Source organism: Arthrobacter sp. BE255 (assembly GCF_031457335.1).
Taxonomy (GTDB): domain Bacteria; phylum Actinomycetota; class Actinomycetes; order Actinomycetales; family Micrococcaceae; genus Arthrobacter.
In genome coordinates this window covers 19089-39456 of sequence record NZ_JAVDWK010000011.1, presented here as the reverse complement: position 1 = coordinate 39456, position 20368 = coordinate 19089, and the positions used below count along the sequence as shown (strand labels likewise).

Annotated in this window: 20 protein-coding genes, 1 tRNA gene and 1 other RNA gene; 13 read left to right on the top strand and 9 right to left on the bottom strand. The window is 67.1% G+C overall.

What is annotated here, in order from left to right:
• The first annotated feature begins 97 nt into the window (after positions 1-97).
• Both J2X42_RS17340 and J2X42_RS17335 read left to right on the top strand, forming a co-directional pair.
• Complete coding sequence (locus J2X42_RS17340; RefSeq protein ID WP_310167077.1) at positions 98-1027, top strand: hypothetical protein; 930 nt, start codon at positions 98-100, stop codon at positions 1025-1027.
• 289 nt (positions 1028-1316) lie between these two features.
• A complete protein-coding gene (locus J2X42_RS17335) occupies positions 1317-2732 on the top strand; it encodes a stealth family protein (protein ID WP_396134105.1) in 1416 nt (471 codons plus the stop codon).
• 48 nt (positions 2733-2780) lie between these two features.
• On the opposite strand, the gene J2X42_RS17330 is transcribed toward J2X42_RS17335, so the two are convergent.
• From J2X42_RS17330 to J2X42_RS17320, 3 genes are all read right to left on the bottom strand, one after another.
• Positions 2781-3710 (bottom strand): phosphodiesterase, encoded by a 930-nt coding sequence (locus J2X42_RS17330; RefSeq protein ID WP_310167076.1) that lies wholly within the window; start codon positions 3708-3710, stop codon positions 2781-2783.
• A 126-nt stretch (positions 3711-3836) separates the two neighbouring features.
• Positions 3837-4364 (bottom strand): glutathione peroxidase, encoded by a 528-nt coding sequence (locus J2X42_RS17325; RefSeq protein ID WP_310167075.1) that lies wholly within the window; start codon positions 4362-4364, stop codon positions 3837-3839.
• Positions 4365-4386: 22 nt separating this feature from the next.
• Positions 4387-5736, bottom strand: a complete 1350-nt coding sequence (locus tag J2X42_RS17320) for a M23 family metallopeptidase (protein WP_310167074.1) — start codon at positions 5734-5736, stop codon at positions 4387-4389.
• A 169-nt stretch (positions 5737-5905) separates the two neighbouring features.
• Here J2X42_RS17320 and J2X42_RS17315 point away from each other — a divergent pair, with 169 nt between their 5' ends.
• Positions 5906-6823 carry an oxygenase MpaB family protein gene (locus J2X42_RS17315; protein ID WP_310167073.1) on the top strand — a complete coding sequence of 306 codons (918 nt, stop codon included), beginning with the start codon at positions 5906-5908 and terminating at the stop codon, positions 6821-6823.
• 53 nt (positions 6824-6876) lie between these two features.
• Here the strand turns inward: J2X42_RS17315 and J2X42_RS17310 are convergent.
• Positions 6877-6964: transfer RNA gene (locus tag J2X42_RS17310), tRNA-Ser, on the bottom strand.
• A 290-nt stretch (positions 6965-7254) separates the two neighbouring features.
• On the opposite strand from J2X42_RS17310, the gene J2X42_RS17305 reads away from it, so the two are divergent.
• The 5 genes from J2X42_RS17305 to J2X42_RS17285 all read left to right on the top strand — a co-directional run bounded on the left by J2X42_RS17305 (position 7255) and on the right by J2X42_RS17285 (position 12385).
• Complete coding sequence (locus J2X42_RS17305; RefSeq protein WP_310167072.1) at positions 7255-7581, top strand: hypothetical protein; 327 nt, start codon at positions 7255-7257, stop codon at positions 7579-7581.
• Positions 7582-7648: 67 nt separating this feature from the next.
• An RNA gene (ffs, locus tag J2X42_RS17300) (signal recognition particle sRNA small type) lies at positions 7649-7745 on the top strand.
• Positions 7746-7796: 51 nt separating this feature from the next.
• A complete protein-coding gene (locus J2X42_RS17295) occupies positions 7797-11093 on the top strand; it encodes a DNA polymerase III subunit gamma and tau (protein ID WP_310167071.1) in 3297 nt (1098 codons plus the stop codon).
• Between the two features lie 78 nt (positions 11094-11171).
• Positions 11172-11771, top strand: coding sequence for a recombination mediator RecR (recR, locus tag J2X42_RS17290; protein ID WP_310167070.1), 600 nt, complete (start codon positions 11172-11174; stop codon positions 11769-11771).
• Between the two features lie 14 nt (positions 11772-11785).
• Positions 11786-12385 (top strand): GNAT family N-acetyltransferase, encoded by a 600-nt coding sequence (locus tag J2X42_RS17285; RefSeq protein WP_310167069.1) that lies wholly within the window; start codon positions 11786-11788, stop codon positions 12383-12385.
• Here J2X42_RS17285 and J2X42_RS17280 read toward each other — a convergent pair.
• The 3 genes from J2X42_RS17280 to J2X42_RS17270 all read right to left on the bottom strand — a co-directional run bounded on the left by J2X42_RS17280 (position 12374) and on the right by J2X42_RS17270 (position 15681).
• Positions 12374-13477, bottom strand: a complete 1104-nt coding sequence (locus tag J2X42_RS17280) for a hypothetical protein (protein ID WP_310167068.1) — start codon at positions 13475-13477, stop codon at positions 12374-12376. The genes J2X42_RS17285 and J2X42_RS17280 overlap by 12 nt on opposite strands.
• Positions 13478-13582: 105 nt before the next feature.
• Positions 13583-14713 carry an ABC transporter permease subunit gene (locus J2X42_RS17275; RefSeq protein ID WP_310167067.1) on the bottom strand — a complete coding sequence of 377 codons (1131 nt, stop codon included), beginning with the start codon at positions 14711-14713 and terminating at the stop codon, positions 13583-13585.
• Complete coding sequence (locus tag J2X42_RS17270) at positions 14710-15681, bottom strand: ABC transporter ATP-binding protein (protein ID WP_310167066.1); 972 nt, start codon at positions 15679-15681, stop codon at positions 14710-14712. Before J2X42_RS17270 ends, J2X42_RS17275 begins: the two co-directional genes overlap by 4 nt.
• A gap of 215 nt (positions 15682-15896) precedes the next feature.
• On the opposite strand from J2X42_RS17270, the gene J2X42_RS17265 reads away from it, so the two are divergent.
• Positions 15897-17255, top strand: a complete 1359-nt coding sequence (locus J2X42_RS17265; protein WP_310167065.1) for an aspartate kinase — start codon at positions 15897-15899, stop codon at positions 17253-17255.
• A gap of 89 nt (positions 17256-17344) precedes the next feature.
• Here J2X42_RS17265 and J2X42_RS17260 read toward each other — a convergent pair whose 3' ends face one another.
• Both J2X42_RS17260 and J2X42_RS17255 read right to left on the bottom strand, forming a co-directional pair.
• Positions 17345-17554 carry a hypothetical protein gene (locus tag J2X42_RS17260; RefSeq protein ID WP_310167064.1) on the bottom strand — a complete coding sequence of 70 codons (210 nt, stop codon included), beginning with the start codon at positions 17552-17554 and terminating at the stop codon, positions 17345-17347.
• A gap of 119 nt (positions 17555-17673) precedes the next feature.
• Positions 17674-17868, bottom strand: coding sequence for a hypothetical protein (locus J2X42_RS17255; RefSeq protein WP_396134109.1), 195 nt, complete (start codon positions 17866-17868; stop codon positions 17674-17676).
• Between the two features lie 111 nt (positions 17869-17979).
• On the opposite strand from J2X42_RS17255, the gene J2X42_RS17250 reads away from it, so the two are divergent.
• Genes J2X42_RS17250 through J2X42_RS17235 form a run of 4 tightly spaced genes read left to right on the top strand, consistent with a single transcriptional unit; the run spans position 17980 to position 20327 of the window.
• Positions 17980-18477 (top strand): MarR family transcriptional regulator, encoded by a 498-nt coding sequence (locus tag J2X42_RS17250; RefSeq protein ID WP_310167063.1) that lies wholly within the window; start codon positions 17980-17982, stop codon positions 18475-18477.
• A gap of 59 nt (positions 18478-18536) precedes the next feature.
• The gene (locus tag J2X42_RS17245) at positions 18537-19067 is read left to right on the top strand and encodes an SSI family serine proteinase inhibitor (RefSeq protein WP_310167062.1); all 531 of its coding nucleotides are present in this window, start codon (positions 18537-18539) and stop codon (positions 19065-19067) included.
• Positions 19024-19977: a 3-methyladenine DNA glycosylase gene (locus J2X42_RS17240; RefSeq protein WP_310167061.1), complete on the top strand. Its 954-nt coding sequence runs from the start codon at positions 19024-19026 to the stop codon at positions 19975-19977. The genes J2X42_RS17245 and J2X42_RS17240 overlap by 44 nt, the downstream gene beginning before the upstream one ends.
• A complete protein-coding gene (locus J2X42_RS17235; protein WP_310167060.1) occupies positions 19974-20327 on the top strand; it encodes a serine protease inhibitor in 354 nt (117 codons plus the stop codon). The genes J2X42_RS17240 and J2X42_RS17235 overlap by 4 nt, the downstream gene beginning before the upstream one ends.
• Positions 20328-20368 lie beyond the last annotated feature (41 nt).

The window sequence follows — 20368 nt, the reverse complement described above, 5'->3', positions numbered from 1 at the left end:
ATCCCAAGGTTGTAGCCAAACGGTGACCATGTGTCACATGCGGTGATCTTCAGCCGCCGTCGCGGGCCACAGTCCGCCCTGCTGACACAATGGAGCCATGACTGCAACCGAATTCCCTGCCGGCACCGCGCCAGGCGTCCGCCTGCCGTCCGCCCCGCCCCTGGCCCTCCTGCTCGACGTCGACGGCCCGGTGGCGAGCCCCGTCACCCGGGACGTGCAGCCCGGGATCATTGCCGACCTGGTTGCGCTGGCCACCGCAGGAATTCCGGTCATCTTTAACACCGGCCGCTCCGACGCCTTCATCCGGGAACAGGTCATGGAGCCGATGATCGCCGCCGGGATCCCCGCCGGGACCGTCATTCACGCCATCTGCGAGAAAGGGGCCGTCTGGTTCAGCTACACCGCGGCCGGCCCCGGCCCGATCCATGTGGACCATGAACTGGCTGTTCCGGCCGCCTATGGCGACGACGTCCGCCGGCTCGTTGCCGAGGACTACTCGGCACACATGTTCTTCGACGAAACCAAGCGGGCCATGGTGTCCGTGGAACAGCACATCGAGGTGGCCAGCACCGACTACCTGGCCGAGCAGAAGCTCTTCGACGCCGACGCCATGGGGCTGATGGCCCGCCACGGCCTGGGCGTGGTCCGGCTGGACCACCACGCGCCGAATTCCGACGACGAGGTGGACTACCGCGTGGACCCCACCATCATCTCCACGGACATCGAATCGGTCCGGCTGGGCAAAGACCTCGGGGCAAGCCGTGCGGTTGAACTCCTCGCCGCCCAGGGCATCACGCCGCAGGCCTGGCGGACAGTGGGGGATTCCCGCACCGACTACGCCATGGCAGACTGGCTGCACCACAACGATCATGAAGTGAAGCACGTGGATGTCCGCCCTGCGGACGGAGTTCCACAGAAGCCCTACCCCGTCCTGACGGCGGCGGACCTCGGCCTGGGGGACGATGTGATCCACGACGACGCCGGCGGGGCCTTCCTGCGCAGCTGGCGCGAGGCACTGGGCAGCTGAGCCCCTGCCGGGCGGATGCGTCCCGATACGGCCGGATCGAAACCTGCTGTTTCAGTGGCAGGGCTATTATGCAAGTAAGAACGCTTACCATTCAGCTGCGGAGAAAACCATTACAGAAACACCGGTTCAGGACGAAATTTATTATGGCGGCCAGGCGTCCGTAGAGGCAGGTGCCCATGCGGAGGTCACTTCGCCTGCGGCTGAGGCGCGCCTTAAACACCGTCCGGATGTTGTCAGGCACAAGGGCAGGTTTGCCCTGATCAACCACAACCGGACCCCGTACCAGGCGATGGTGGAGGACCTGCTGTTCCTGCGCAATGTGCTGGCCGGTGCCGGCCTGGACTACCTCCTGGTCCGCGGCAACAGCGACCGCCCGGTCATCGCGCTGGACTGGAAGGACCGGAAAAAGCTGCGGGCTGCGCTCGTTGAAGCCTGCCGCAACGAGCCCGTCTATTCCATGACAGTGGACGCGAAGAAAAAGTCCTCGGTGCTGGTAGCCGACGGCGAGCTGTCCCCCAACCGCCAGGCGCGCATCTTCCGCCTGTACCGTCCGCGCGTTGAGCCGGACGGCGGCTTCGAGTTCGGGTCCTCGGCGGGCGTCCAGCTGGAGCTGTGGAGCTTCGAGGGCGACCAGCTGATCCTGCCCATCGAAAATTCCCTCACCCGCCGCACCATGCTGACCCAGGACGCCGTCAGGGGAACCGTGGAACGGTACGGGCACAGCTGGCCCACCATCGAAAACATGTTTGCTGACCACGCCAGCGACATCAGCTTCGACATCGACCTGGTGTTCTCGTGGGTTGACGGCAGCTCGCCGGAGTACATCGCCGCCCGCCGCGCCCAGCAGCAGGGCGTTGTCCTGGGCGAAGGCGACGACCACGAAGCCCGGTTCCGGCAGATCAACGAACTGAAGTACGCCCTGCGCTCGGTCTACATGTTCGCGCCCTGGATCCGCCGCATCTTCATCGCAACCGACTCCCCCGCGCCCGAGTGGCTCGCCGAGCACCCGTCCGTGACCATTGTCCGGAGCGAGGAATTCTTCTCCGATCCGTCGGTCCTGCCCACGCACAACTCGCAGGCCGTGGAATGCCAGCTCCACAACATCGAGGGGCTCTCGGAGCACTTCCTCTACTCCAACGACGACATGTTCTTCGGACGCCCCGTCGGACCGGACATGTTCTTCACGCCCGGCGGCATCACCAAGTTCATTGAAGCCGAGACCCGGATCGGGCTGGGCGACAACGCTGCCGAACGCAGCGGCTTCGAGAACGCCGCCCGCGTGAACCGGAAGCTGCTGTGGAACCGCTTCGGCCGGATCACCACCCGCCACCTGGAACACACGGCGGCGCCGCTGCGGCGCAGCGTGGTATCCCGGATGGAGCGCGAGTTCCCCGAGGAGTTCCGCAAGACGGCGGCCAGCAGGTTCCGCGCCGCGGACAACATCTCCGTGACCAATTCCTTCTACCACTATTACGCGCTGCTGACCGGCCGGGCGGTGACCCAGACGGCCGCCAAGGTGCGTTATGTGGACACCACCGCCCGGGCAGGGGTGAACTACCTTCCCAAGCTGCTGGCCAAGCGGAACATGGACTTCTTCTGCCTCAACGACGGCAGCTTCCCGGAAGTCCCTGCCGACGAGCGGGCGCAGCTGGTGACCGGGTTCCTGGAGAAGTATTTCCCCATCAAGGCGCCCTGGGAGATCTGAGGCCCTGCAGGATCTGAGGCCTGCAGGATCTGAGCGACGCGGGTCCGGCTAGATCCTGGACCCCTGGCCGAGTTTGGCGGCTGCCACGGTCTTGGCCTTCTCGGGGATCCGGATGCCTGCAGCGGCGAGCCGCTCTGCGGTCTCCTCAGGTGCCACGTACTCCCCGACTGTGGGTGCGCTGCCCAGCGGGACAACGGAGTGGACAATGGTGTGCTCGTAGACGTGGACCAGGTTGAATGCCTGGCCGCCGTCGCGGCCACGGGTACCGCCGACGGCCACGTTGAGGTCCTGGGTGTAGCAGGTCGCGGACGCCACGGAGACCGGAATTCCGCCGAAACTTGCGGTGGTTGAGTAGTGCAGGTGCCCGGCGAGGATCGTCCGGACATCCGAGTTGCGGACAACGGCCTCCAGTTTGGCCTGGTCGCGGAGTTCCACAAGCACTGCCAGGTCCAGGACGGACGGGACCGGCGGGTGGTGTAGCGCAAGGATGGTGCCGTCGGGAGCAGGAGTTTCCAGCTCCCTGGCCAGCCATTCAAGCTGCGCCTGGCTCAGTTCGCCGTGGTGGTACCCCGGAACGGAGGTGTCCATGGTGATCACGCGCAGGCCATTGATGAAGTAGCTGCGGTCCACGGGGGCGTCATTGGCGGGCTCGTCGAGGAGTCCGGCCCGAAAGTTGGCACGGTTGTCGTGATTGCCCATGGCCCAGATGACTTTGGCGCCCATGTCTTCGCAGGCAGGTTCCACGATGGCCCGCAATTTTGCGTAGGCGTCGGGATCTCCCTGGTCGGCGAGGTCACCCGTGAAGATCACGGCCTCGGGCCTGGCCCCGGACGCCCTGACTTCGTCGAAAAGCTGGATGAGCCTGGCTTCGCTGTCTACAGCGCCATAAAGGGGATCTGGACCCCCCATCATGTGGGGATCGCTCAGGTGGAGAAGGAAGTGGCGTGGCCGGGGGTGTTCGGCCTCGATGTGCTCCATTGCTGCCTCTGTTGGTCGGTGGGAAACGGCGTTTCCCTTCTACCCTTCAGTAACCTTTATCAAACCAGATGATTGGCAAATTTTGGGTAAATTGCCGCGGCCAAGTTGGAAAAAGGTAAAAGTTTTTTACTCGCCGGAAAACCCAATTTGACCGGCTGGCCCGGCAGCCGCCGCCAACGCCGATTCGATGGCATCGATGACTTCTGCGGAGTCGGGTTCGACGGTGGGGGCGAAGCGTGCCACCACCTCACCCGCGCGGTTCACGAGGAACTTCTCGAAGTTCCATTTCACGAGCCCCGGCAGCACCCCGGTCTTGAACTTGGTCAGCTCCGCATACAGCGGATGCTGGTCCTTGCCCCGCACATTGGCCTTGACCGTGAGCGGGAAGGTCACGCCGAAATTGCGCTCGCAAAATTCGGCGATCTCGCTGTCGCTGCCGGGTTCCTGGCCGGCGAACTGGTTGCACGGCACTCCAAGGACTTCAAAGCCCCGCTCCCGGAACTTCTCGTACAACGTCTCCAGTCCGGTGTACTGGGGCGTGAACCCGCAGTTCGACGCCACGTTCACCACCAACACCACGTCTCCGCTGAACCGGCCGAAGTCGGTTTCGGTGCCGTCGTTGAGCGTGAGCGGGATGGTGTACAGGTTGGTCACAGCGCCGTCCTTGAAAGGTTGGTCATGCAGGTGATTCGTTGCCAACCATCAAGGGTACGGGTGCAGTCTGGGAGTTGTCTGTCAGTCCTTCGGGCGTGGGCTCAGTCGCCGTCGGCGCTGGCTCCGTCGCCGTGGCTGTTGCCGTGGGTGTTGCCGTCGTGGATTCGGTGACAGGTGGCGGCGACTCGGGCACCGCGGTGGTTGTCAGGGACGGCGACGGGGTGGGCGATGGGGACGGCGGTGCTGTCGCCGTCGGCGTGGGTGAGGTCCCGGTGGGCGTCGGTGACGTGGTCGTTTGCGTCGGCGTGGGGGTCGGTGACGCCGTCGTGGGTTCAGCCGTTGGGGTGCCCGTCGGCGAGGGTGTTGCGGTGGGCGACGCGGACGTCGGTGAGGGCGACGCCGTCGAACTCGCTGTCGGGGATGCCGTCGGTGTCGCGGTCGGGGATGCTGTGGGGTCCGACGACGGCCCGCCGGTCTGGTCTGCCCGTTGACTGGGAGATGGGACAACAGGCTCCGGCGCTTGGGACAGTTCGGCTTCGCCGTTCAGTACGGTGTGGCTGTTGTCTGCGGCCACCGGGATGGCCCAGCGCTGCGCCGCTGACGCATCCGGGGCCCTGCCGTCGTAGCTGACCATCACCAGGTCCTTCAGCTCGTCCACCTGGCGGATGGCGAGGAGCGTCCAGTTCAGGGGGCTGGTGTGCTTGCCGTGGAGGATGGTTTCGAAATGCAGGTGGCAGCCGGTGGACCAGCCGGTGGTGCCCACCCGGGCGATGACCTGGCCCACCTGCACGGCGTCCCCCGCCCGGACGGCGATGGCCTCCAAGTGGTTGTACGTTGTGATCAGGCCGTTGCCGTGGTCGATTTCCACCCGGTTCCCGCCGCCCCACGGGTGCCAGCCGGCGGCCCGCACCACGCCGGCGTCGGCCGAATACACCCTGGTGCCACAGGCCGCGGCATAGTCCTGGCCGAGGTGGAAGTCCCCTGCAGCGCCGGAGAGGGGGCTGACCCGGTATCCGAACGGCGAGCTTGGCCTCAGCACTTCCAGGGGCGCCATCAATGACCCTTCCGGGGGGCGCTTAAGCTCGGCGGAGGCGACGTTGAGCTGGGCGTGCCCGTCCTTGGCGACGCTGGTGACGATGGTCCGGCTGAACGGGACCAGCGCCCGGCTGTCCGTCAGGAAGCCACCGGCGAGGCCGGGAAGGCTGACGCTCCCGGCAGGTGCCGCGGGTGCGGCCGGCTGCACGGACGTTCCGGGTAATCCGAAGGCAAAAAAGGCCGTGGCGGCAACGCCGGTCACGGCCAGTGCGCGAACGGCTGCCGCGCAGGCGCCGGCGGGCTCCTTGTCGCGGCCGGCTCCCCAATGATTGCCCACTAGTTGACTCCCGGGTTGGCCCGTCAGACCCCAGGTCTTCGGACGGACTTACCCTCCCATGGGACCACAAAGCCGGGGGCCTGTGAACCCCGGATCAGCACCACTGCGGACATTATGTGGATCTGCGTGGGGTGTCCGCTGCACGCCGGACGTGGGCAACAATGGTCTTATGCGCAATCTCCTCCGGGAATGGCAGGGCGAACTCAAACGCGTGTTCACCGGGAGCCCCGATGTGCTGCCCGCCTGGGTGCCGCGGTTGGCGGAGGGAAACGACGCCGGCTATCACCTGCCAGGCTCGGCCGTCTGGGCGGTGCACGGTTCCATGACACCCATCGTGGCCGGGATCCGTGCGCTGCTGATGCAGGCGCTGCACCCCGCTGCGCTGGCGGGAATCCTTGAACACTCCGACTTCCGCGAGGATCCGCTCCGCCGCCTGGCGCGCACCATCCGGTGGATCTTCACTGTCACCTACGGGTCAAAGGCCGACGCCGACGAAGCCTCCGCCCGGGTTCGCCGGCTGCACGAGCCCGTCCGCGGAAGCTACAGTGACGGCCACGGCACCGAACGGAGGTACTCGGCCAATGATCCGGAGGCTGTCCGCTGGGTCCATCTGGCCTTCGTGGACGCCTTCCTCACAGCCCATAAAATCTGGGGCGGCCCCATCCCCGGCGGCCCCGACGCCTACGTCCGCGAGTGGGCCCAGGCCGGGCTGCTGATGGGCGTACAGGATCCGCCGCTCACCGAAGCCGACATGCGCCGGCAGCTGGACCTCTGGTACGGCAGCGGGGAACTCCGGGCGGACAGCAGGGTCGCGGAGACAGTCGGATTTATCCGCAACCCACCGCTGCACCCGCTGTTGCGCCCGGGCTACCGGATCGTGTTCGCTGCCGCCGTCTACAGCCTCGAGCCGAAGTACCGCCGGATGCTGGGCCTCCAGGTGCCGCGTTTTGGCCCGTTTCCCCTCCCGGTGAGGCTGGCAACGAGGGTGACTCTCGGCGTCGTGCATCTCGCTCTTGGCCGCGGCCCGGGACCCAGTGAGCAGGCTGCCCGGCAGCGGCTCCGCAGGCTTGGGCATACCCCGTTGTGACCGGATGGAATGCAAAAACCCGGCCCTGACAAGGTCAGGACCGGGTTTCTGGCTGGCGGAGAATGGGGGATTTGAACCCCCGAGGGCGTTAACCCAACACGCGTTCCAGGCGTGCGCCATAGGCCGCTAGGCGAATTCTCCAGCTGCTTCTGAATCAAAAGCAGATACTAGACTACCTGAACTTTTCAGCAACGCCCAATTGGGCCCAGGAGGGCGCCGTTAACGTCAAAATGGACGCCCCCAATGCGTCCATTCCTACGGAACACCGTTGAGCTGCCGGGTCCGGCCCTCCAGCCAGGCCCTGCAGCTCACAACCTTGAGATTGCCCCAATCGGTGTACATACCCATGATCAGGCCTGCCCGCCGGATTAGCAATGAAAAGCGCCCCCGTTACCTCCCGCTTAATCCGGCGGCTTTGGGACGATGAAGCCATGACACAGCTGCACACACTGGTGGCCTACGTTCCCCGGACCCACACGCAGGCAGTCCTCGCCGCCATCGGCGACGCCGGGGCCGGCCGGATCGGCAACTATTCGCACTGCTCCTTCGTCACAGCCGGAACCGGGCGCTTCACTCCGCTGGACGGGGCGGCTCCCTTCATCGGGGACGTGAACCGGGCCACCGAGGTGGCCGAGGACAGGATCGAATGCTTGGTCGGGGAGGATCTGCTGGACGCCGTAGTGCTGGCCTTGCGCGCCGCCCACCCCTATGAGGAGCCCGCGTTCATGAGCTGGCCGGTGGACGGCTGGCGCGGGTAAACCAGCGGGGGCGCCGGGGCGGCCACCCCCGCGTGCCAACCACCTCAAATCTTCGGGTAAACTTATCTGCGGCCCCTCATGTGGCGTCATCCTGTTGAACTCCCCCAGGACCGGAAGGTAGCAAGGGTAGACGGGCTCTGGCGGGTGCATGGGGGGTCTTTACTATTCCCCCACAGGGCGGCAGACTGTCAGCCCGGATTGGTAGGGTTTTCTCTGTGACTGTTACAACCGCCCTTTACCGCAGATACCGTCCGGATTCCTTCGCAGACGTTATCGGGCAGGAACATGTCACCGAGCCGCTGATGACGGCCCTGCGGAAAAACCGGGTCAACCACGCCTATCTCTTCTCCGGCCCCCGCGGCTGCGGCAAGACCACATCAGCCCGCATCCTCGCCCGCTGCCTCAACTGTGCGCAGGGCCCCACCGACACACCCTGCGGCGCCTGCCCCAGCTGCATTGAACTGGCCCGCGGCGGCTCCGGCTCCCTGGACGTCATTGAGATCGACGCCGCCAGCCACGGCGGCGTGGACGACGCCCGCGACCTCCGCGAGCGCGCAACGTACGCTCCGGTCCGCGACCGCTACAAGATCTTCATCATCGACGAGGCCCACATGGTCACCTCGGCGGGCTTCAACGCCCTGCTCAAGATCGTGGAAGAGCCGCCGGAACACATCAAGTTCATCTTCGCCACCACGGAACCGGACAAAGTCATTGGCACCATCCGTTCCCGCACGCACCACTACCCGTTCCGGCTGGTCCCGCCGGAGCCGCTCATGGCGTACCTGGGACTGCTGTGCCGGCAGGAGAACGTGCCGGTTGCCCCGGGTGTCCTGTCCCTGGTGATCCGCGCGGGTGCGGGCTCGGTCCGCGACTCCCTGTCCGTGCTGGACCAGCTGATGGCCGGAGCCGGGCAGAACGGCCTGGACTACGAGCTCGCCGTCGCCCTGCTGGGCTACACGCATGCGTCCTTGCTGGACGACGTCGTCGAGGCCGTGGCCGCCTCCGACGCCGCCACCGTCTTCCGTGCCGTGGACCGCGTCATCCAGACCGGCCACGATCCCCGCCGCTTTGTCGAGGACCTGCTGGAGCGCTTCCGCGACCTCATCATTGTCCAGGCCATGCCCGAAAGCGCCCAGACCATCCTGCGCGGCATGCCCGCGGACCAGATTGCACGCCTCCAGAACCAGGCGCACAACCTGGGCGCCGCTGAACTCTCCCGCGCCGCGGATGTCACCAACACAGCCCTGACCGAAATGACCGGCGCCACGTCCCCGCGGCTCCACCTCGAACTGCTGTGCGCGCGCATCCTGCTCCCCAGTTCCGAACAGACCGAGCGCGGCATCGCCGCCCGGATCGACCGCGTGGAGCGGCGCCTGAACTACGCCGGGAACGACGTCGGCGCTCCCGCCCCCGCGGGTTCCAGCGTGCCGGTTGCAGGAACTGCTCCAGAGCGAAGCGCCCCAGAACCAACGGCACCTGCCGTGGTGCAGCCGCCGGCGGCCGCTGCACCTCAGACGCCCGCACCCGCTGCACCTCAGACGCCCGCACCAGCGGCCGCCCGGGCAGCGGAAGCCACGCCGGCCGCCCCCGCTTCGCAGGAAGCACCGCCGCGGGAGCAGATTCAGCAGCCGCAGCCAGCCGAAGCCCGCCAACCCCTGACCGCACCCCGGGTCAGCACCAGCGACTGGCCGGTGGACGAGCCCGCCGGCGGCCGGACCACCGCCGGAGCTGGGGTCGGCCCTGCCGCCGACCTGCGCCGGGCCCCGGCGCAGGAATCCCCCGCACACGAATCACCGTCACAGGCTTCGCCGGCACAGGCGGCTCCCGTGCAGGAGTCGCCGGCCGCCGCGCCTGTTCCGGAAGACCGCAGGGTGGCTGTGCCCGCAGCCCCCGCAGTCCCCGCGGCCGCTGCAGGACCCGGCGGCGACGTCGAAGTTCTTCGCCGCGCGTGGCCGGAAATCCTGCAGACGCTGTCCAAGATCAAGCGCAGCACGTGGGCGCTGGTGGAGCCCAACGCCCAGGTTGCAGCTTTCGACGGCCAGGGACTCACCCTCGCCTTCAGCACGTCCGGACTGGCTGGAGCCTTCGGCCGTGCCGACCACTCGGAAAACCTGCGGCAGGCGATCCACAAAACAGTGGGCATCGACTGCCAGATCACGGCCGTCGCCGGGGGCAGCAACAGTGGGAACAACAGCCCAGCGAGCTCTGAGCCAAACCCAAAAGCACCCGCTAGCCGGGTAGCCCCGCCGACGTCCGCCGACGTCGCCTGGGGGCTCGCCCCCGCAGGCACCAGCCCCACACACCACAGCACCGACACCACACAGGACACCGCCGCCCCGCTCGCGGCCGCGGCACCCGCTGTCCAGGCGCCCACAGCGCATGCTCCGGCGGTACCGGCACCAGCGGCTCCTGCGCCGACGGCCCCTGCTTCGACGCCCCAGTCTGCTGGGCCCGCCGAAGCTCACAAAGCACCCGCCCCGGCATCTGCCCAGGCCGCGTCCCCAGCGCCCGCTCAGTCGTCGGTTCAGGCGCCCGGCCCGGTTCCCGCCGCGTCGCCAGTGCAGGAGGCCGACACAGCCGGCACCTACGCTTACTCCGACGACGATTGGGGCCCGCCCCGCGACGAGGATGCCCCGCCGCTGGAGGAGGAACCTCCCATGGACTGGGACCCCTCCGCCCCGGCGGAACCGCGGCGCACGCCGGCAGCCGCGGCAGCTGCCCCAGGCTCCGGGGGCAGTGACCTGCCGGCCGGAAAGCGTGCCCCCAAAACCAAAAAGGCGGGCGCGGCGGCCGGCGGCATCACTGCGACCGCGCAAGCGGCCCCGCATGATCCGTGGACCCGCGCCGTGGAGCAGGCACCGGGCGTGTGGGTCGTCGGCACTGAGACCAACATCGGGAAAGGCCAGGCTCCGTCCGAGCCGGACAGTACGTCTGCCACTGCAGCCTCCGCTCCGCACTACGAACCCGCGACGGCGCAGGTTCCCCAGGCTCCTGAAGTTCCCCAGGTTCCTGCAGTTTCCCAGCCTGCGGCCACGCAGCCCGCGGCTGCCCCGGAGTCGCCGGAATCTGTGGACCCTTGGGGACTTCCAGTGGCTGGCCCCGTAACTACCCCTCCCTCGCCTGGGCCAGGTGATTTTGGGAGGCCGTCCGCCCCGGAAAGCCCCTCGCCTGAACCTGTGGCGGCACCGGTGAGGGAATATGCCATGGCCGCGTCGGCCCCGCAGGCCGCGCCTCCGCAGCCGTCTCCCGCAACCTCCCCCGAGGCCGCGGCAGCCCGGCAAAGCCTCTACCAGCGGCTGTCCAACAGTCCGGAGGCAGAGGCCGGGCGGGCCAAGGCACCGTCCCGGGCTGTCGCTGCAGCCGTGCCGGACGTGCAGGACATCCCCAGCGCGGATGACGAGACCATCGAGGAATCGGGCGTCTTCGGGCGCGCCGCCATCGAGCGTATTCTGGGCGGAAAGCTCATCGAGGAGCGCTCCCTGGATGGCAGCCCGCTGCCGCCCCGCTACTAATCGCCGCACCGCGTGCCGCCACGCGGCGGCGGGAACCACTGATTCGCCCATCATCCAAGCCAAGCTAAAGAGGGAAACGTGTACGAAGGTGCGGTCCAGGAGCTGATTGATGAGCTCGGACGCCTTCCCGGTGTGGGTCCGAAGTCCGCGCAGCGGCTGGCGTTCCACATCCTTGAAGCCGACCCGCAGGACATGAAACGCCTGGTGGACGCCATCACCTCGGTGAAGGAGCGCGTGAAGTTCTGCACCGTCTGCGGCAACGTGACCGAGCAGGAGCTCTGCAACATCTGCCGGGACACCCGGCGGGATCCTTCCGTGATCTGCGTGGTGGAAGAGTCCAAGGACGTCCTGGCGGTGGAACGTACCCGGTCCTTCCGCGGCCGCTACCACGTGCTGGGCGGGGCCATCAATCCGATTGCAGGGGTTGGCCCTGAGCAACTGCGGATCAGGGAGCTGCTCACCCGGCTGAACGACGGCGCCATCCAGGAAGTCATCATCGCCACCGACCCCAACCTGGAAGGCGAGGCAACGGCAACGTACCTGGCGCGGATGCTGAAGTCGATTGGCATTGTGGTCACCCGCCTCGCCTCCGGACTGCCCGTCGGCGGAGACCTGGAATACGCGGACGAGGTCACATTGGGGCGCGCCTTCGAGGGCCGCCGCAACGCACTTACCTAGGGATCAGGCAGGCCATGAACCCGGCAGAGATCCTCCCGCTGGTCACCGAGCGGCTCACGCTGCGTCCGGTCGACATCCGTGATGCGGCTGCCATCCACCGCTTCCGGGGCGACCCTGCATCCACGCGCTACCTGTCCCACGGTCCCCTCACAGTGGACGCAAACCGCGAACGGCTGGAGGAGGTGGTGGCCCTGCGCGCGGCATCCACGAGCCAATGGTTCAATTACGGCTGGGCTATTACCCTGCGGTCGTCAGGAGAAATCGTCGGAGACGCCAGAACATGGAACAGCACGGTTCTGGACGCCTCAGGTGTCCTTTCGCCCGGAAAGCATCCGTTCCAGCACGCCGCGTTGGGCTATATCCTGCATCCCGATCACCATCACCGCGGATACGGCCGCGAGGCCGCCGCGGCCCTGGTCAACTGGCTGTTCGCGGAGCGCGGGATCAGTACCGTTGTGGCGCGGGCCTACGAACCGAACACTGCCTCCATCAAGCTCCTCCGGAGCCTGGGTTTCACGCAGGACCCGGCGGTCCCGACGGACCAGGACACAGCCGGCAAGGGCTACCCCATGCTGATGTTCCACCTGGACAGTCCGCGCCACTCACCCGCCTGAACCGGACCTCCGCCGGGCGGCCAGCTGTCCGCCGGCAAGGAACCCGCCCGCCAGGACACCCTGTGTTGCCAACCCGATCACTTCCAACGGCATCCGGACGGCGTCCCTCGTGCGTGGCTCGGCGTTGACACAGGGAACCTGGGTGCCGTCCGCAGCTTCCTGGAGGGCACCGGGCATCCAGCCGAGGGCCTCCTCGCCGGCATCCCCGCCGGAGGCCAGCATCCCGAACATCACCACAGGGTTCGCTGCCACCAGCCACACAATCCGTTCCGTGTGAAAAACCTCGGCGCGGCCCACGAGTTCGGTCGAGCACTCGTAGGCAACCCGGGTATGGCCGGGCCCCCAGACGACGTTCATGGCAACAGCCACGGGCTCGTCCGCCCGCACCGCAGGCATCAAGGCCCAGACTGCCACGGCATTCCCCAGCACAAGGACTCCGGCCACGGTCCAGCCGACTATGGACGCCCACAATCGGCGGCGGAGCAGCGCGGACACGCCCGCGCCGACAGCCCCAAAGATGGCGAACTCCAGGACGACGACGCCCGCGGAAGCACCTGCAGTGCTGCCAGCCGACACCCCCGCAAGGCCGGCCTGGAGCACCAGCAGGATCAGTGTTGTCACAGCCACCACAAGCCCACGTGCGGCCACGGCAAGGAAAGGGGCCAGCGGGCCTGGGTCCAGGCCCGCCGGCGGATTGCGCGCGGCCAGCTGCCGGCGTCCCAGAAGCCCCCAATGTATGGCAAGGAGTGCCGAGGATGCGGGCATCATGGCAGCAGCGAGCATATAGCCCAACCACCGGGCCTCTTCCGGTTGCATTTCGTAAGGCGCGGCCACCCCAACCAGGGCCACCGCGAAAAGGCAAGTTGCCAGCGGCACGGCCGCTGCCACAAGCCAGAACCGCAGGGTCCGGACGGATGCCAGCAAATCCCCCGCCGCCGCGGCGAGTGCAACCCGCGATGGGCCGCCCGGCCGGGGCGCCCAGCCGGCGTCATCCTGCATTTCCTGCGTTCCGCTGTTCCAGCCGGGACCGATGGCCTCGTAAACGGGGTCGTCGCCGCGCCGGCCCTCGTCCTGGCGTTCGCCTTCGGCCACAGTTCAAACCCCCGCTCAATGGACAGCCCCAGCCCCGAGGTCACCAGCGGATTCGCCGGTTCATCCCATCCTGATCCCCCGGGCAGGGCCTGTCCAGAGGAGCAACTAGGCTATGCGGGTTCCCGACGCCAGCCTGTGCGCCGGTGTGCGCAGCGAACGCCAGCCCAGCCACATGAGCAGCCCGGCAAGCACCAGCTGCAGGCCAAGTCCCAGCGGCCACAGCGGCGCTTCCTGGGCCAGGTACCGGGGCTTTGCCTCACCGTTGGCGCACGGGAACGTGCCTTCCGGACCTGCCATGGCGTACCGCGCACCCTGGCTGATGTTCTCGATCGCCCCCACCGACGTAAAGCCCTGCGGATCCGTCCGTTCGGGATAGGGAATGGCGTCGGCCACCACAACGTACGGGTTCATGGCCAGGAACCAGGCCACCCGCTCGGTACGGGCGGCCGGCTGCTCCCGCAGCGGCCCGGAGCAGGTGTATTCCGGTTCCACCGGCCCGTTGCTGAGCGGCTGGTATTCGCGGTAGTTCGGCTGGTTGGCCATGATGGTTCCCTGGGTGAGGCCCGTGCCCAGCCCGAATGCGATGAGGGTGCCGATCACCAGTCCCGCGACCGCAAGGTACGTGACCACGATGGAGAACAACGGCCGTCCGGCCAGCGCTGAAATCCCGACGCCCACGGCGCAGACGACCCCAACCTCCACGGCAAGCATGAGCAGCGCAACGATGACGTGCCCGGGTGTCATGCCACCGAGCGCCACGCCGATGACCAGGAACGGTGTGCTGGCAACGAGGAAGGCCAGGGCCGCGAACCACGCGGCAAAGAACTTGCCCCAAAGAATCTGGCCGGGCTGCAGCAGCGTCACCTGCAGGATGGCCAGGGTTCCTCCTGCGCGGTCACCGTTCACAGCGTTGGCGGACAGTGCCGGAGCCACCAGCAGCGCGAACAGCAGGACGAAGGCCAGGACCACTTCAAAGATCATGGACCCCGGGCCCGTTTGCGCCGGCGTGAAGTCTGAGTAGGCACGCTGCGCCGCCTGCGAGGCGTTCCAGCTGGCCCATGTCAGCCACGTCACCAAACCGGTGAGGAGGAACCAGATGGCCAGCATGATGTACCAGCCGCGTGACCGGAGGCGCTGCTTCAGTTCAAGGACCACCACGTCCTTGATTCCGGCGGCATAGCCGACCGGACCGCCGGAGCCGGCGGTGTGCTGCTGTGTGTCCGTCGCCTGGCTCATCGCCGCTCCCCCTCGAGGTTCATGTAAGTCTCTTCCAGGGCACCCGAGGCGGGCGCGAAGGAGCTGACCGGGACGCCGGCGAGGACGAGGTCCCGCAGGAGCCGCGCGGCGTCGTCGTCGTTGAACAGCATCAGGCTCACCGCCGGACGGCGCCCGTCCTCGTGCCGGAAGGCCAGACCCAATTCTGTGAGTTTCGCGGCGAGCGCGGCTCCGTCCGTGGCTGAGATGGCGTACCGCCGGCCGGCGGCGTGGGCTTCTTCCGTGGTCTGCTGCCTGACGGTGCGGCCCTTGTTAACGAAGACGGCACCGTCGGCGATTTCATCCAGTTCGCTCAGGACGTGCGAGGAGACCACCACGGCCTTCCCCTCCTTCGCCAGCTCGCGCAGCATGGTCCGCAGCTCCACCCGGGACCCCGGATCGAGGCCGGACGCAGGTTCATCGAGGAGCAGCACGGACGGATCGTGGATGAGGGCGCGGGCCAGGCTGAGCCGCTGCTGCTGGCCGCGGGACAGCACGCGGGCGGGCTGGTCGGCGAGGTCGGACAGCCGGACCCGGCCCAGCATCTCCGCAACCCGCGGGCCAATCCCGGCAGCGGGAAGGCGGTAGAAGCGTGCCATCTGCGTCAGGATCTCGCGCGCCGTCAGGGACTCCCACACGCCCAGCGTGTCAGGCATCCAGCCGATCCTGCCGCGCACCGCTGCACGGTTGTGCTGCGGGTCAAGGCCACCCACGCTGACGGTGCCGGAGTCCGGCGCCAGCAGGGATGCCAACATCAGCAGCAACGTGGTTTTTCCGGCCCCGTTGGGTCCGATCAGTGCGGTCACCTTGCCTGCCGGCGCGTGGAAGTCCATGTGCTCGACGGCGTGGACCTGCCCGAACTTCCGGCTCACGCCGGTGGCCGTGATGCCACCCTCCGGCAGCTGTTCCGGCAGTGCCGGACCTCCGGCTGGATCCTCTTCTATTGCCATTTCCTGCGCACCTGTCCCCCAAGTCTTTGCATGCATACTGACTATCTGAGCGTACGCCCGCAGTGTTGCGTCCGGGGTCCACCCCAAGGCTGAGATTCGGTCACAATTCAACGCCGGGCTGCAGCGGCGATAAACTGGGCTGAACAAGTCACGCCGTCGCGCCGCAAGGCCGCCTGGCCGCCAGAAATCCGATTGATTCAGTGAAGGTACGCGCAATGAGTACGCCCACTACCGAAGTGCACACCGCAGCCCAGCCGCAGGAGCGGCCCGACGGCGGTGCCGTCACCAAGCAGCTGATCGTCCAGAAGTTCGGCGGTTCCTCCGTGGCCGACGCCGAGGGAATCAAGCGCGTCGCCAGGCGTGTGGTGGACGCACAGCGCGCCGGCAACGAGGTGGTTGTGGTGGTTTCCGCCATGGGCGACACCACCGACGAACTGCTGGACCTCGCCGGCCAGGTCACGGATTCCGCCCCTGCCCGCGAAATGGACATGCTCCTCTCCGCCGGCGAACGCATCTCCATGGCGCTGCTGGCGATGGCCATCAACAAGTACGGCGCCTCGGCCCAGTCCTTCACCGGATCGCAGGCCGGCATGATCACCGACGGGATCCACGGCAAAGCCCGGATCATCGACGTCGACCCCCACCGCATCCGCACATCGCTGGACAAGGGACACATCGCCATTGTGGCCGGCTTCCAGGGCATGAGCCGGACCACCAACGAGATCACCACCCTGGGCCGCGGCGGCTCGGACACCACGGCTGTGGCCCTTGCCGCGGCGCTCGAAGCCGACGTGTGCGAGATCTACACGGACGTGGACGGCATCTACACCGCCGACCCCCGCGTGGTGCCTTCAGCACAGAAAATCGACACGATCTCCAGCGAGGAAATGCTGGAACTGGCGGCCTCCGGCGCCAAGATCCTGCACCTGCGCTGCGTCGAATACGCCCGCAGGTTCGGCGTGCCCCTGCACGTCAGGTCCTCATTCAGCCAGAACGAAGGCACCTGGGTCATCCCCAGCGCCGAAGACAAGATCACCACTCAAGAGGGAGTTGCCTTGGAGCAGCCAATCATCTCCGGCGTTGCGCACGACCGTTCCGAAGCCAAAGTCACCGTTGTGGGCGTTCCGGACATCCCCGGCAAGGCCGCCGCGATCTTCCAGGTCATCGCCGATGCCCACTCCAACATCGACATGATCGTCCAGAACGTCTCAACACACGGCACCGGCCGCACGGACATCTCCTTCACACTGCCCATCGTCGAAGGCGCAGACGCCCTCGCCGCACTCAAGGCAGCCCAGCCCGAAATCGGCTTCGAAAACATCGAATACAACGAACAGATCGGCAAGCTGTCCCTGATAGGCGCCGGCATGCGTTCACACCCCGGCGTTTCCGCGACCTTCTTCAAGGCGCTCTCTGCCGCCGGAATCAACATCAACATGATCTCCACCTCGGAGATCCGCATCTCCGTGGTCACGCACGCAGACCTGCTGGACGACGCCGTTCGCGCCATCCACAAGGCCTTCGACCTGGACAGCGACAACGAAGCCACCGTGTACGGCGGCACCGGGCGCTAAGCACCGGCCAGAAGCGCCACGCGCTTAAACAGGGGAGCCGCCCCGCACAGAACGTGCGGGGCGGCTTCCCTGTTTAAGACCCGTACTGCTCATTTATTCATGTCTTCACGCCGGACAGCGTAGTGGTGTCCTTCTGAATCCGTTTCCACTTCGAAGTGCGAAAGATCCTCATCGGAGGCTTGCTCAAACGCATCGTGCTTGTGAACTACCGGCGCGTCTGCGTCCAGGCGGGTCGCCGGCCCAAAGACGAAACGGAGCCGGTCAGTCACGTTCATAAAGCGGGTGAGTGCATGTGCCATATTCTCCACCCCCTTCCCACATCCCGGGCGAAAGTTCGCTGTCCCTCACCAGGAGGGCAGTGCCCTTATTTTACGCCCGGAGGGACAAAAAGGCCCCGGTACAGGGGCGCGGCCAGTGTTCAGCGCAGGGACTTGTCGTCCGGGTTTTTGGGGACAACGTAGGTGCTGCCGTCCGGGCGTTGCAACGTCTCCCACTGCTGGCTCTCCGCCTCACGCTGGGCAAGGAGCTTGCGGTTCTCCTCGGTCATGTCATGCACCAGGGAGCTGCGGTTGGCGGGGCCGAAGATGGCCCGGAGCTTGCCGGTTGCCCGCATGAAGCGCTGTGACGCATTGTCTTTGACCACTGAGGTGACTCCTTCAACAGAACCCTGATTATCAGTCCAGTGTACGCTAATAATTAGTGCACTAACTATTGGAGGGCAGTGATGACCACCAGCGTGACCCCGGCATCGCCGGAACAGGACGACCTGCTCCTGGAACACCAGCTCTGCTTCGCCCTGACAGTGGCGTCCAGGAGCGTGGTGGGCGCCTATAAACCGGTTCTGGAAAAGCTGGGGCTGACCCACCCTCAGTACCTGGTGATGCTGTGCCTGTGGGAAGAAAGTCCCCGCACCGTACGGAATATCAGCGAGGCACTCGCCCAGGAGCCCGCCACCATCTCCCCGCTCCTGCGGCGCCTTGAAGCAGCAGGACTTCTGACGCGGCGCCGGGTGGACGGAAATGAACGGGCCCTCGCCGTGGAACTGACTCCGGCGGGCGTGGACCTTCGGCAACAGGCGCTGGCGGTCCCCGGCACCATGATGGAGCGCCTGGGCCTGACCCGGGACCAGGTGGCCGGGCTGCACGGCGCCATGATGGCGCTGATCGCCGCGACCGGCGGGGCCCCAGGCTCCGGGGCAGGGCACCAGCAGGCCCGGCAGTAGAATGGGAGCAATCCGAGGAGGCCGGGCGCGTGCGTAAATTGCTGATCCAGGTGTTGGCCGTGGCAGTGTCAGCAGGCCTGATGTCGGCCTGTTCCGCAGGAGGACCCAGCCAGCCCACATCGTCCGGACCTTCCGCCACTACATCGGGCACGTCCACGCCGTCGGCCACACCCGCCCCCGACACCGAAACGTCCGTCCCGGCGCCCGCACCGTCAGCGCCGTCCGGACTTCCGGCCGGCCCCGGCGCAGGGAACGCGGAACTGTCCATCATGGTCAAGCCTTCCGACACCGAACCGGCGATGAACTACACGCTCGTATGCCAGGGCGGCGTGCCGTCGGCGGAAAGCAAGCACCCGGCCGCGGACGCTGCCTGCACGGCCCTTAAGGACAACCCGTCGGTCCTGAGCCCGTCCACGAAGAACACCGCCCAGGCGTGCACCGAACAATACGGCGGGCCGCAGAAGGCAACCGTCACCGGGATCGTGGATGGGACGCCCGTGGATGTCACCTTCGCCCGGACCAACGGCTGCGAAATCAGTGCCTGGAATGCCGCCCAGACCATCCTGGGACCCAGCGGTGGAGCAGCTTAGCCTGCCGGCTGCCGGGGACTGCAGGGCGCGCGAAGCCGCGCACGTCCAGCGCGTCCGCCGTTATGCAGACCCCTACCTGGCCCGACGGTCCGCCGGCCGCAAGCACCCCGTTGAGGATTTCCTCTTCACCTACTACACCCAAAAGCCAGGCCAGCTGCTGCGCTGGCACCCGGGAGCCGGCGTCGTACTGACCGGCGAACAGGCCACCGCCCGCAGCGGCTGGAAACACTACACAACGCTCGACGACGGCGAGCTCGCCTCCGTTGGGCTGCCGGCGGGAACCGGGGCGGTCACCTTTGACCGCGGCGCTTTCCTGGCAGACCGCCGTGAAGCCGTCACCTTCGCCGAAATCATCCTGCGCGGAACAGCGGCCCGTCCCGCCCAGTTCGGCTGCTTCGGGCTGCACGAATGGGCCATGGTCTACCGCCAGGACAAGTTCGACCTGCGCCACGAGTACCTGCAGCTGAGGCTGGGCCCGGCCGGGACGGACAAAGTGGTGGAGGAGAACCGGATCCGGTGCTCGCACTTTGACGCGTTCCGTTTCTATACCCCGGACGCCATCCCGCGCAACGAACTGACACCCAGCCGGGAGAACCAGCGGCACATGGAGCAGCCCGGCTGCCTCCACGCCAACATGGACCTCTACAAGTGGGCCTACAAACTGCTGCCCGCACTGCCCAGCGAACTGGTGATGGACTGCTTCGAGCTTTCCTGGCGGATCAGGGCCATGGACATGCAGGCTTCCCCGTATGACCTCGCGGAGTGGGGCTACCCCGCCATCCGGATCGAAACCCCGGACGGCAAGGCCACCTACGTTGAGCACCAGCGTGCTTTCGCGGCCGAGGCCGCTGAGCTCCGTGAACGACTTGCACGGGAGCTCGCCCCGCTGCACTCGGAGAGTCCGGCATGAACGAACTCGACCTGACCATCAGGCTCCGGGAGGACACCGATGCGCCCGAGCACGAGTTCCGGCTGGTCGCCCGGGACGGACAGGCCGCGGACGGATGCACCCTGCCTGACCCGGCGGCCGCGCTGGCGGCCGTCGAACGCTTCGGTGAGGACACCTTCTTCCCCAAGCCGGGACCCCCCAAGCTTTGCACGCAGCAATACGGCGGGCCGCAGGTTGCCGTGGTGACGGGTTCCGTCGATGGCCGCCCGGTCAGCGTGACCTTCCGGCGCACGGACGGCTGCGAGATTGCCCGCTGGCGCGCCATGGCGCCGCTGCTCGGCGGGACGCCGGGTTCGCTCGGCGAAACGTAGTCTGCCCGGAACGTAGTCCCACGCCGGCAGCCCTGCCCACA

Bases quoted from the DNA above. Each gene is read 5' to 3' on its own strand.
- J2X42_RS17340 (WP_310167077.1), top strand. From the start codon at position 98: ATGACTGCAACCGAATTCCCTGCCGGCACCGCGCCAGGCGTCCGCCTG.
- J2X42_RS17335 (WP_396134105.1), top strand. From the start codon at position 1,317: ATGGTGGAGGACCTGCTGTTCCTGCGCAATGTGCTGGCCGGTGCCGGC.
- J2X42_RS17330 (WP_310167076.1), bottom strand. From the start codon at position 3,710: ATGGAGCACATCGAGGCCGAACACCCCCGGCCACGCCACTTCCTTCTC.
- J2X42_RS17315 (WP_310167073.1), top strand. From the start codon at position 5,906: ATGCGCAATCTCCTCCGGGAATGGCAGGGCGAACTCAAACGCGTGTTC.
- J2X42_RS17305 (WP_310167072.1), top strand. From the start codon at position 7,255: ATGACACAGCTGCACACACTGGTGGCCTACGTTCCCCGGACCCACACG.
- J2X42_RS17285 (WP_310167069.1), top strand. From the start codon at position 11,786: ATGAACCCGGCAGAGATCCTCCCGCTGGTCACCGAGCGGCTCACGCTG.
- J2X42_RS17275 (WP_310167067.1), bottom strand. From the start codon at position 14,713: ATGAGCCAGGCGACGGACACACAGCAGCACACCGCCGGCTCCGGCGGT.
- J2X42_RS17270 (WP_310167066.1), bottom strand. From the start codon at position 15,681: ATGGCAATAGAAGAGGATCCAGCCGGAGGTCCGGCACTGCCGGAACAG.
- J2X42_RS17265 (WP_310167065.1), top strand. From the start codon at position 15,897: ATGAGTACGCCCACTACCGAAGTGCACACCGCAGCCCAGCCGCAGGAG.
- J2X42_RS17260 (WP_310167064.1), bottom strand. From the start codon at position 17,554: ATGGCACATGCACTCACCCGCTTTATGAACGTGACTGACCGGCTCCGT.
- J2X42_RS17255 (WP_396134109.1), bottom strand. From the start codon at position 17,868: ATGCGGGCAACCGGCAAGCTCCGGGCCATCTTCGGCCCCGCCAACCGC.
- J2X42_RS17250 (WP_310167063.1), top strand. From the start codon at position 17,980: ATGACCACCAGCGTGACCCCGGCATCGCCGGAACAGGACGACCTGCTC.
- J2X42_RS17240 (WP_310167061.1), top strand. From the start codon at position 19,024: ATGCCGCCCAGACCATCCTGGGACCCAGCGGTGGAGCAGCTTAGCCTG.
- J2X42_RS17235 (WP_310167060.1), top strand. From the start codon at position 19,974: ATGAACGAACTCGACCTGACCATCAGGCTCCGGGAGGACACCGATGCG.